The 12,197-nt window shown below is 41.8% G+C and carries 9 protein-coding genes; 4 read left to right on the plus strand and 5 right to left on the minus strand.

What is annotated here, in order from left to right; translation table 11 throughout:
• Positions 1-468: 468 nt before the first annotated feature.
• Positions 469-2,874, plus strand: a complete 2,406-nt coding sequence (locus ACE01U_RS12710; RefSeq protein WP_086209806.1) for a YgiQ family radical SAM protein — start codon at positions 469-471, stop codon at positions 2,872-2,874.
• 378 nt (positions 2,875-3,252) lie between these two features.
• Entirely contained in the window at positions 3,253-3,795 is a 543-nt protein-coding gene (locus ACE01U_RS12715; protein WP_395579627.1) for a DUF2726 domain-containing protein, read from the plus strand.
• Positions 3,796-3,857: 62 nt separating this feature from the next.
• Here ACE01U_RS12715 and ACE01U_RS12720 read toward each other — a convergent pair whose 3' ends face one another.
• From ACE01U_RS12720 to mdtD, 4 genes are all read right to left on the minus strand, one after another.
• Entirely contained in the window at positions 3,858-4,214 is a 357-nt protein-coding gene (locus tag ACE01U_RS12720; protein ID WP_395579629.1) for a RidA family protein, read from the minus strand.
• Positions 4,215-4,724: 510 nt separating this feature from the next.
• On the minus strand, positions 4,725-5,798 hold the full coding sequence (gene dinB, locus ACE01U_RS12725; RefSeq protein ID WP_086209803.1) for a DNA polymerase IV: 1,074 nt from the start codon (positions 5,796-5,798) through the stop codon (positions 4,725-4,727).
• A gap of 131 nt (positions 5,799-5,929) precedes the next feature.
• Entirely contained in the window at positions 5,930-6,775 is an 846-nt protein-coding gene (locus tag ACE01U_RS12730; RefSeq protein ID WP_395579630.1) for a glycoside hydrolase family 25 protein, read from the minus strand.
• Positions 6,776-6,816: 41 nt separating this feature from the next.
• Entirely contained in the window at positions 6,817-8,208 is a 1,392-nt protein-coding gene (gene mdtD, locus ACE01U_RS12735; RefSeq protein WP_395579631.1) for a multidrug transporter subunit MdtD, read from the minus strand.
• A 160-nt stretch (positions 8,209-8,368) separates the two neighbouring features.
• Here mdtD and ACE01U_RS12740 point away from each other — a divergent pair, with 160 nt between their 5' ends.
• Together ACE01U_RS12740 and ACE01U_RS12745 are read left to right on the plus strand one after the other, a co-directional pair.
• A complete protein-coding gene (locus ACE01U_RS12740; protein WP_395579632.1) occupies positions 8,369-10,276 on the plus strand; it encodes a choice-of-anchor I family protein in 1,908 nt (635 codons plus the stop codon).
• Between the two features lie 156 nt (positions 10,277-10,432).
• Complete coding sequence (locus ACE01U_RS12745) at positions 10,433-11,407, plus strand: hypothetical protein (RefSeq protein ID WP_086209800.1); 975 nt, start codon at positions 10,433-10,435, stop codon at positions 11,405-11,407.
• Between the two features lie 73 nt (positions 11,408-11,480).
• Here the strand turns inward: ACE01U_RS12745 and ACE01U_RS12750 are convergent, their stop codons facing one another.
• A complete protein-coding gene (locus ACE01U_RS12750; protein WP_086209799.1) occupies positions 11,481-12,101 on the minus strand; it encodes an LOG family protein in 621 nt (206 codons plus the stop codon).
• Between the last annotated feature and the right edge of the window lie 96 nt (positions 12,102-12,197).

Consider the following 12,197-nt stretch of genomic DNA (forward strand, 5'->3'; position numbering starts at 1 on the left):
ACCTCTTAGCGCTGATGGTAGTGTGGCGTTTGCCATGTGAGAGTAAGTCATCGCCAGCTCATTATTCAAAAGCCCCCTAACGATTAAGTTAGGGGGCTTTTTTTATTATGTGGTTAGCGAAATATAGAGGAAAGAAGAAGAGATCAGAAACCATATAGTATAAAAAATTTATATTCATGCGTGATCATGTGATTCCATATCTTTGTCTGCATTCTGCTCAATCTGAAAGTTTAGAACGGCTTTCTTAATCTATATATTTCATTTATTAAGCGTTTTATCTGTTTTATTGTGGTTTTCATAAAAGAGATAGGTTTGCTTGGAATAATTCTTCTAATAAGTTGATTATGAATTAAGCTAGATTGCATAAATTATAATCAAGCAAGGTGAATATAATTCATGGTAAAATGATCGGCTTTCATCTTTGATCTCTATTTGAGATCTTTCATCTGCCAGCCGAGATTGCTAGCCATGTCTACTGCTTATACTATGCAGACCGCGCCTACAGCGTTGTTTGATTACGACAAATATTGGGCGTCATGCTTTGAACCTGCGCCATTTTTGCCGATGTCGCGCGAGGAAATGGATCAACTCGGTTGGGATAGTTGCGACTTTATTTTGGTCTGCGGTGATGCTTATATTGATCATCCATCATTTTGTTCGGGCATTATTGGTCGTACGTTAGAAGCACAAGGTTTCCGTGTCGGAATTATTGCGCAACCAGATTGGACTAATGTTGAAGCTTTTCGTGTTTTAGGTAAGCCCAATATTGCTTGGGGGGTGACTGCTGGGAATATGGATTCGATGATCAACCGTTATACGGCTGATCGTAAAATTCGTTCTGATGATGCCTATTCGCCAGATAACTTACCCAATAAACGTCCAGACCGTGCAGCAACCGTGTATTGCCAGCGTGTGCGTGAAGCATTTCCAGATGTGCCTGTATTGCTAGGTGGAATTGAAGCGTCTTTACGTCGTATTGCACATTATGACTATTGGTCAGATAAAGTTCGTCGTTCAGTGTTGATGGACTCAAAAGCCGATCTCTTGATGTATGGTAATGGCGAGCGTTCGATTACTGAGGTGATGCATCGTTTAGCCAAAGGCGAAAAAATTCACGAAATTACCGATGTTCGTGGCACGGCATTTATTGTGAATAAGTTAAACCGCCCATCTAAAGCCAAGTTTGTGGAAATTGCATCAAATGATGTAGATACCGTTGGTCGCGTTGATCCGATTATCAATCCTTATGTGATGACTGAAGATTTAGATGGCTGTGAAATTGAAAAAGATAAGGGTAATTCTTTAACCCAATACCAAAATTTCCAAAAAGAAATTGTGACAAATCAAATTGTTCGTGAAGGGGATCAACTTGATCCTGATACACAAATTGTGCAATTACAGCCGTCTTCAAAGGCAATTAAACATAAATTACCGCCACGTGAACTGGCTGTGATTCGTTTGCCTGCATTTGAAGCAGTGGCAGATGATCCAGTTTTATATGCACATGCCAACCGTATTTTACATCTTGAAACCAATCCAGGAAATGCACGTGCTTTGGTACAAAAGCATGGTGAGCGTGATGTTTGGTTAAATGCGCCACCGATTCCGCTAACCACGGAAGAAATGGACTATGTGTTTGATTTACCTTATGCACGTCTACCCCATCCTGTGTATGGGGATGCGCGTTTCCCTGCATTTGACATGATTAAGTTCTCTGTGAACATCATGCGGGGTTGTTTTGGGGGGTGTACCTTCTGTTCAATTACAGAACATGAAGGGCGTATTATTCAAAACCGTTCAGAAGAATCAATTTTGCGTGAAGTGGAAAAGATTCGTGATACCGCACCAGGTTTTACTGGCATCATTTCTGACTTGGGTGGACCTACAGCAAACATGTATCGTTTGCACTGTAAAGACCCTGAAATTGAAAAGAATTGTCGTAAACCATCCTGTGTTTATCCAGGGGTGTGTCAAAACTTACATACCGATCATGCACCTTTAACGCAGTTATATCGTAAAGCACGCGCCATTAAAGGCATCAAAAAGATCCTGATTGGCTCAGGTTTACGTTATGACTTGGCGGTACTCAACCCTGAATATGTCAAAGAATTGGTACAACATCACGTTGGTGGTTATTTAAAAATTGCCCCGGAACATACCGAAAAAGGTCCATTGTCGAAGATGATGAAACCGGGCATCGGGACCTATGATCGTTTTAAACAAATGTTTGATCGATTCAGTAAGGAAGCGGGTAAAGAGCAGTATCTCATTCCGTACTTTATTGCTGCACATCCGGGTACGACTGAATATGACATGATGAATTTGGCGATTTGGCTGAAGAAAAATGGTTTCCGTGCCGATCAGGTACAGACTTTCTATCCATCGCCAATGGCAACAGCGACCACCATGTATCACACGGGTAAGAACCCATTAGCTAAAGTGGCGCGGTATACTGAAGATGTGGATATTGTGAAAGGTGAGAAGCGTCGTCGTTTGCACAAAGCATTCTTGCGTTATCATGATCCAAACAACTGGCCTTTGCTGCGTGATGCTTTAAAAGAGATGGGCCGCCAAGACTTGATTGGTAACTCGAAACAGCATTTGATTCCAACCTATCAACCGCAAGGGACAGAGGGGCAGTATCAATCTGCGCGTAAAAAGAACTCAACCGTGGATGGTGATTCGCAAAAACGTAATGGTGAGAATCGTAACCAACAAGCGAAAAATCAATCTCGTCCGTCAAATACCAAGAAGCGTCCTGAGCGTGGTCAGATTTTGACGCAACATACAGGTTTACCACCGCGTGAAACAGGTGATGCCAAGAAGCCATTTGGACATTCAAAATCAAAACCGAAGTCTAAGTCGCGTGCTTAATCGGAACTGAAACTAAGAAGGGTGCCTTGGCATCCTTTTTTATGCGATATTATTTTTATAAGCAGTTAAAAGACTTTACTCTAGGGATTTTGTCATTTGTCGGGAAAAATTTGGCATAGACTAAAATAGTATTGCACCCTAAGGATTGAGTCTATTACAGTATGAACTAGCTAAATAAATGATGTCGTTGTTTGCACAGTTGCAATAAATGTTACATCAAATGACATTGAAAAGATTTGTTTAGTTTTATAACCATTTGGTCAAATTTAGCTGTAATTTTTTATTTCGTGGTTTGGGAAAATGATCAGCACGCTATACTGATCGCATAAAAATAGGTGTGAGACCGGAAATTATAATAAATATGAGAAGGATACGAATATGACAACTTATATAGTAATTGGTAGTGTGATACTACTACTGTCCATGATTTTGGCGAGTAAGGGTTTAATTCCAAAAACAAAACAACAGGATAGTGCATTAAGGCAGCGCGCTATTTTCAATGTAAATGAACAATTAACCTATACACGATTGAAAGAAATTTTACCTCATCATACGATACTTGCACATGTGTCTTATGATGCTTTATTGACAACTAAATTTTCACGTACACGAAGTAAATATCGTAACTTGGTGGCCGATTTTGTGGTGGTAGATGCGATGCAGCAAGTGGTTGCTGTCGTGGCTTTAGATGACCCACTTTCCTTGAAACGTCCACAAAAGTCCCAATTTCAGGATGCGATACTCGATATGGCGGGCTATAAAGTCATCCGCTATGAAGAAATACCTGAATATCATCAGTTACGTGAAGATTTTTATGGAGATGTCTATCTCCCAACACGTTTAAACAAAGATAAGAAAACCTCAAAAAAGTACGACTATTATAATGATGCACAAACACGAAAATTACGTGTGCTTGGCTAGTTGAGCTTTGAAGTTCATCATAAAAAACATGCGATCCATGTCTTTTATGATGAATAATTTATTTATTCAGGTTTAACCGCAACAACTGTTAACTCGACCAAGACACGTGGATCATAGAGTTTTGCTTCAACACAAGTACGAGGTAATGCATCAATATCGGTAACCCATGCATCCCATACTTCATTAAACGCAGCATAATCTTGTTCAATATCTTTTAAATAAATTGTCACAGATAAAATATGGCTTTTGTCTGTGCCTGCATCTGCAAGAAATTGGTCGATCATGTCGAAAGTCTGTTGAGTTTGTCCTTTAATATCTAAATCAAAGTCAGAAGCTAATTGTCCTGCTAAATGAATGAGGTTTCCAGCAATTGCCACTTCAGAAAAGCGATTTGAGACATGCAAACGTTGAACAGCCATGTGAGAGCCCTGTGCGCGTAGAATTAAAGATCATGATATATACCTCGATAGCCTATCACAAAGTCAAGTGCGACAGATGATCACTCGCTCGCAATCCCGTTATTTACAGTATTAAGGTTTTTTGGGGTTCTAAAATGACTCAGAAGAGAGTGGTACTGACTTTGAGAGTATATGGTGATGATTTGAAAAGTGTGGTGTAAAAATAAAAAGAAGTGTTTAGTCTGAGTTGGAATGAGGGATGAAAATTACTTGTAGATAGTTATTGTTATTTTGATAAGGCTAAAATGCTACACAATGTAAAAGCAGTGTGTCGTGATGAGCATCAGAGATGCCCTGTAATCTTTGGATTTGATCGTCACACCAATCACAGGACGTTATGCTAAAAGTAAAGGTGAGTTTTAGCATCTCAGCACTTACATGGATAAATGTAGCGCGCCATTAGATTACTCTAAAAAAGGATATTGTGAATGCTAAATTGCATTATTTTTGTTCTTTTGGTTAAAAAATAGCTCATTTGGGTATTTCATCTTCCCATAAGGAGAGTTGAGGAAGTACTTCTTTGTGAGAAAGCGCATAAACACCAACACCCACTAATCGAAAGCATTGCTCTGGCCTAATATGCATGTCTTTGAGCAGGCTGTCTAAGATGAGTTGTAGTTCTGCCTGATGTTTAAGAGGTATTTTAAAGCTTTTGCTATGCTGTAAAGTCTGAAAATTCTTCAGTTTAAGTTTGACGGTGACGCCACGAGCATACAGTTGTTTTTTCTCGAGACTTCGCCAAACTTGTTCAATCAACTGGGGCCAAAATGGCATGCATTGTTCAATGCTTAAGTCATCATCAAAGGTCGTTTCTTTTGAGATTTGCTGACGTTCACGTTCTGCTTGTACAGGACGTTCATCTATCCCTTGCGCATATAAAAACAGTTGTTTGCCGTATTTGCCAAAATGGTGAATGAGTACATTTTCATCTAATTTTTGTAGATCGCCTAAAGTCTCAAGATTTAAGCTTTTTAACTTTTCTTGCATGACTTTACCGACACCAGGGATTTTTTTAAGCGCTAAGTGCTGAATAAACTGCTGAACGTGTGAGGGTTTAATCACACAGATCCCATTGGGTTTATTCCAGTCCGAAGCAACTTTGGCGAGAAATTTATTGGGCGCAACACCCGCAGAGGCGGTCAGTCCTGTGCTTTGAAAAATATCAGCGCGAATGCGCTCAGCCACTTCTGTAGCACTGGCCAGTTGTTGTAAATTTTCAGTGACATCTAAATACGCTTCATCCAAAGAAAGGGGTTCAATGAGGGTCGTATAACGCTGGAAAATAGTATGAATCTGTTCTGAAACTGCCCGATATTTAGAAAAGTTGGGTTCAATCACGACCACTTGCGGGCAGCGTTTTTTGGCTTGAGTCATCGACATCGCTGAACGGAGACCATATTGACGTGCAGGGTAGGATGCGGCTGCAATAACGGCACGAGGATGGTGCGAAGAAATGACCACAGGCAAGTGCTTTAAATCTGGACGTTCAAGCAACTCTACAGATGCGTAGAAGGCATCCATGTCGATGTGAATGATTTTTCGCATACTCGGTTTTGATGTGGAGGTTCAGCTAAAGTATGGCACTATCTATCTCGATTGCGAAGCCTTTCATCCGCTATGCGCGACATGGTTTGTCTTCATGTTCTTATTTTTTGTTAAAGATGAAGGTGGGTGACTTATTTAATGGGTAAATTTTGTGGCAGTTGATAAAGTCCTTGGCGTTCTAAAAAGTGTATCCACTCTTGTTCTGAACCATGAAATACATTGAGATCAACCAAGGTAGGAACACCTTTAATTTGTCCTTGGCTAGTGTGTTGCCAAAAGGTCCATTTTGGATTGCCCTTGAGTTCAGGTTGACCTTGATATTCACGAATCCAAAGCGGTGTATTCTTAAACTTATCGACTAAAACAATATTATAAAATGCCTTAGAGGTATAAAAGATCGGCTGTAAACCATAGTGTTCGTGCAGTTTATCGTGCATGACCTGAATTTCTTTGAGCAGCTGTTCTTTGGTGTAGGTATTAATACAGTTACTGTCATATTCCAAATCAATCACAGGTGGCAAGCTATCTTTTTTCTTTGGCACGGTTTCAATAAAGTTTTGCGCTTGAATCTGCCCATCACGACATAAACGATAAAAATGATAGGCTCCGACTAAGAAGCCGTGCTCACGTGCTTTAAGCCAGTTGTCCTGAAACTTTCGATCTTTAAAATCGCCACCTTCGGTAGCTTTTAAATAGACGAATTTAAACTCTTTGGGAGAAATGGATTGCCATTGAATATCGCCCTGATGATGAGACACATCAAAGCCTTTTACGGGATACTCTTGAGCAGATGCGACATTGTTCTGCAAGAAAAAATAGGTGATTCCGAGACCGATACAGAGCACTATTACACAGGCGACTGCGTAATAGGCTAATGATGTTTTTCGAGAAGCGGTGGCTTTTTTTCTTGCAGGCATGCTTTTGCAGGTGTTGATTTTTAGCTCATCATCATAGCTTGAATTCACTGAACTGACCATGATGATTATGGTCGGTGAATGGCCGTACTTTGTATCTGTTGTTAATCTGCGGTGTCTTTGGGGATGTGCCAGAAAATGGCTGCGGTAATCAGGTTAATACAGCCCAATACAATCAAGGTATTATGGAATGCCATGACGATATGCTCTGTGCCCAAATACGCCGTAAAGACATTGACCAAAGTACCCGCCAAGGCTACACCAATACTCATCGACACCATCATGATCATCGACAAGAAACTGTTACCACTGCTGGCATCTTGTTGTGGCAGATCTTTCAGGGTAAGGGTATTCATAGATACAAATTGCAGTGAGTTCAGCATGCCAAAAACAAAGAAATGCAGCGCGCGCAGCCAGGTTGGGGTATCTGCGGTGTTGAGTGCGAAGCTGGCAATACATGCACCAACCAATAGGGTATTTACTAAAAGGACGTGGCGATAACCAAAGCGTTGTATCAGTTGACGAATGATGGGTTTGGATGCCAATGAACCTAGCACTGTGGGAATCATTAATAGCCCTGTAATTAAGGGTTCAAAGCCAAAGGCCAGTTGTAACATCAAAGGCATGAGAAAGGGCATGGCATTGCCACCGAGGCGAGCAAAGAAATTGCCTAAAATACCCACGGCATAGATGCGGTTACCAAACAGCTTGCTACGAAATAAGGCATTTTGATGCGTATGCGCATGATAGGCATACCAAAGTGCAGTGACCAAACTCAATCCAACTAATCCGAGGCTCCACCATAAAGTTAGATGTGGGCTAGCAAAATTTTCAATGCCTAAAGAGAGTCCTGCCATGGTAATGACCAGTAGGATAAAACCCCAAAAGTCAAAACGAGGAACGTTTTGTTCTGTGACATTCGGCATGGCTTTAAAACTAATCAGGACCCCTAACAGCCCCATGGGGAGGTTAATCAGGAAAATCCAATGCCATGTGCTGACTTCGACCAGCCAGCCACCAAGTGTTGGACCAATGAGTGGGCCAATCAGTCCCGCGAGGCTCATTAAGCTCATTGCGGATAAGAACTGCGTCCGCGGGATGACCTTGAGCATGGCTAAACGGCCAACAGGGAGCAATAATGCACCGCCTACGCCTTGGAGTACGCGATAGAACAATAATTCATTTAAGCTTTCAGAAAAACCACAGCCCAGTGAAGCAAGAGTAAAAATGATAATGGCACTGAAATAGGTATTGCGCACCCCAAAACGGTCTGCAAGCCAACCACTCAAGGGAATACAGGCAGCCACGGCAAGCACATAGGCCACCACCACGCTATGCATTTGGAGCGGGTCCTCATTTAGGCTGATGGCCATAGCAGGTAGAGCGGTATTCACAATGGTGGTATCTAAGCCTTGCATAAAAAAGCCAATCGAAACCAGAAGTACCAAAAGACGGTACTCAGGAGCGAGCGCTTGATGGGTTGGCGTTTGATTCATAGATACAACAAAGTGAAATTTTTAAACAGTTTAGCTCAATTTATATAGAACTGATGTTGTGAAAGTGCATTTATCACCTGCCATCAAATTGACATCTATACGACATTGAACTGCAACGCTTGCGTCATACATTGGTCAAATTTGAACCGATATTTAGATCATGATGAACAAAACATATAGTGCCGTATTTTTAGCTTGGATGGGGCTGGGTTTAGTGGGATGTAATGGCAGTGATGATGAACAAACCATTACATCCCCACCTGTTGTTGAGGAAGTTACGCCGAATAATATTGAACTGGTCAAGCTTGCAAGTTATGCGTCGGGGGTATTTGGGCAGAGTGCAGCGGAGATACCCGCTTATGATGCTGCGAGTCAGCGCCTATTCGTGGTAAATGCTCAAAAAGGCATGGTCGATGTTTTGGATTTCTCCAAACCAGCGCAGCCGACATATATTCAGTCTTTGGATGCCAAAACTTATTTAGCCAATTCCGAAGTGAATAGTGTCGCGGTGCATAATGGTATCGTTGCGCTTGCGGTTCAGGCTGAGGATAAAACCCAAACTGGTATCGTGGCTTTCTTTAAAGCACAAGATTTGTCTTATATTAGCCAAGTCAAGGTCGGTGCTTTACCCGATATGCTAACCTTTACACCTGATGGTCGAAAGGTGTTGGTCGCCAATGAAGCGGAACCGAATGAGGGTTATCAAATTGATCCTGAGGGTTCGGTTAGTATTATTGATGTTTCTGACATTCAAAAACCAACAGCAAGCATAGCAGGCTTCCAAGCATGGAATGACCGTAAACAAGAATTATTGGATGCAGGGATTCGTATTTTTGGTCCAGACATCAGCCAATACTCAAATGTCGCGACCGTAGGTATTCAAACCACCTCTGTAGCACAGGATTTGGAGCCTGAGTACATCGCAGTCAGTGCTGATGGCAAAAAGGCGTGGGTCAGTTTGCAGGAAAACAATGCGATTGGGGTTTTAGACTTAGAAAAAAATCAATTTGTTGATCTTTTCCCGATGGGCTACAAAGACCATAGCTTGCCTGAAAATGCCTTAGATGGCAGTGACCGTGACTGTGCTATTGGTCAAGACTCGTTGGGGCGTAGTATTACGGAATGTGCAAAAGATGCAGGCATGATCAATATCCGCTCTTGGCCGGGACTATATGGCATGTATATGCCCGATGCCATTGCACAATATCAAGCCAAGGGTAAAACCTATTTGGTCACGGCCAATGAAGGGGATGCCCGTGAATGGTTAAAGGATGAAGCCAAATACTTTGAAGGCGCGGACTTAAATGCTGGTTATGCAGAAGAGATACGTATCAAACACTTGTTTAAAAAAGCAGGTTTTGATGCCAAAGGCGATTATGCCGCACATTTACGTCAGCTTGCGCCAGGTGTGAAAGGGGCAAAATTAAACCCAGAGGTGTTTAAACCTTGTCAAACGGCTGACGCAACAGAAGTCTGTGCGGACAATTTAATTAAAGACGCACAAATTGGACGTTTGACTATTAGTTGGACTCAAGGTTATCAAAAAGATCCACTGACAGGTCTGCCGAAGTTGGATGAAAATGGTCGTCTGACGTATGACAAATTATATGCTTATGGTGGTCGTTCGGTAAGTATTGTCGACCCTGAAACCAAGCAGATTGTGTGGGACTCGGGCAGTGAGTTTGAGCGAAAAATTGCGGAGTTGTTTCCACATCAATTTAATAGCAATCATGAAGCATTTAAATTTGATGACCGTAGTGACAACAAAGGCCCTGAACCTGAAGGAGTGACTCTGGGTAAAATTGGTGAAAAGACCTTTGCCTTTATTGGACTTGAGCGTGCCAGTGGCATCATGGTCTATGACATTAGCAACCCGAATCAGGCTAAATTTGTTCAGTACCTGAACCATCGCAACACCACCGAAACAGAAGTCACGAAGCAAGGAGACCTTGGCCCAGAAGGTTTGATCTTTATCGCGGCGAAAAATTCACCAAATGCTCGACCTTTATTGGTAGTGGGGAATGAAGTCAGTGGTACGACGTCAGTTTATGAAGTGAAGCTAAATTAATAGCTTAGTTTAAATAAAGAGCACAGTGGTGCTCTTTTTTATGGCGCTACAAAAAATATATGACAATAATGTCATGAAAATGAAATAAAACCGTCATAATCTCTGCCAAAGCTTCAATGGCAGGCTGTTGGAAAGATTCTGCAAAAGGTTTGTTTTATGACAATCGAAATCTTGATGGTGATTGGCTTCTGTTTAGCAGCTTATTCTATCGTCGGAAATGATGTGCCACAGACATTAGGTACCTTTATTTCATCGAATGCACACCGCCCATGGTGGGTGCTTTGGCTCTTTATCAGCACCATTTTAGTTGTGGTTCTGATCTATGGTTGGTATGCATCAGGTGTGGGAGATGCCTCTTACGGTCGCTTAGAGACGATTCCATTTCCAGATAATGGGATTACGTGGCTGTATATCGTACCGCCAATTTTACTTTTGTTTTTGACCAAATACGGCATTCCTGTGAGTACCACTTTTTTGGTTTTAACCATTTTCTCGCCTGCAAGTTTGGGGTCGATGATGGTGAAGTCAATGATGGGCTATGCCGTGGCTTTTGTGGTTGCGATTATTGTCTATCGTTTTGTGATGCGACAAGTGGCAAAGTACTTTGCCAAAACCCGTCATGAAGAACCTTCCCATATTTGGATTGGGTTACAGTGGGTATCGACCGCTTTTTTGTGGAGCCAATGGCTGATTCAAGATTTGGCCAATATTTTTGTATACGTGCCACGCCAAGTTCCGTTGGCATTTTTGCTGTTTGCTATCACCATCTTTGTGGTGTTATTGGCGCTGATTTTGTACCAACGTGGTGGGGCGATTCAAAAAATTGTTGATACTAAAACAGGTGTAACGGATATTCGTGCTGCAACGATTATTGACTTTATGTATGCCCTGATTTTGTTGGTCTTCAAGGAGTGGAGCAACATTCCAATGAGTACTACATGGGTATTCTTAGGTTTACTTGCTGGTCGTGAGTTTGCTATGTCGATGATTTTTGATGAGGTGAATAAGCACCGTACTTCGCGCAATGTCAGTAAAGATGCCATGAAGTTGATGTTTGGTTTAGCCATGTCGGTGATTTTGGCGACCACTTTGCCGTGGTTCTACAACTTTGTCACGAATTATGGTCAATAGACGAAGTTGTTAAAAAAGCGAGCCTTGAGCTCGCTTCTTTATGTATGGAGAGTTTTGAGGTGTTTAAACAACTTTAAACCACAAAGCGCTTTGGGCTCCCTAAGTTTGCAATTGCTGAATAAATCTGTTCAGCATGGTTACACACAATGAGTTTGGCACGGTGCTGTGGAGGCAGAAAACCTTCTTGAACGGCATGATCAAGTTGGGCAATCAGTGCATTATAGAAACCATTGACGTTATAGAGCATCATGGGTTTTTGGTGTTGATTGAGTTGTCCCCATGTTGCCACTTCTAAAATTTCTTCAAAAGTGCCTAAGCCACCGGGTAGTGCGACAAAAGCACTTGCACGTTCAGCCATCAATGCTTTGCGTTCATGCATGGTTTGTACAATATGTAATTCAGTCAATTGGTTGTGTGCAATTTCATAATCCAGCATAAACTCAGGGATGACGCCAACAGCTTCCCCCCCATGAGCAATCATGGCATCTGCCACTTGTCCCATCAGACCAATACTCGCGCCTCCATAGACCAGTCCGAAACCATGGTTTGCTAGGCCTTGGGCTAGCGCAATTGCTTTTTCTTGATAAATCGGTTTGTTGCCTGACCGAGAGCCACAGTAAAGTGCGATCAAGGGTTGAGTGGTTTGAACGTTTGATTCAGTGTTGAGAGATGATATTTTTAATTCACTATTCATGGCGTATGTTTTTACCTTTTCTTTATCTACTTTTTCTCTCTTAGTTTAAGCAAGAAATGTGACAAATCACTGTATCTAATCGAACAATCAGGTAAT

The organism is Acinetobacter halobius (assembly GCF_044130335.1).
In the GTDB taxonomy this organism is placed as follows: domain Bacteria; phylum Pseudomonadota; class Gammaproteobacteria; order Pseudomonadales; family Moraxellaceae; genus Acinetobacter.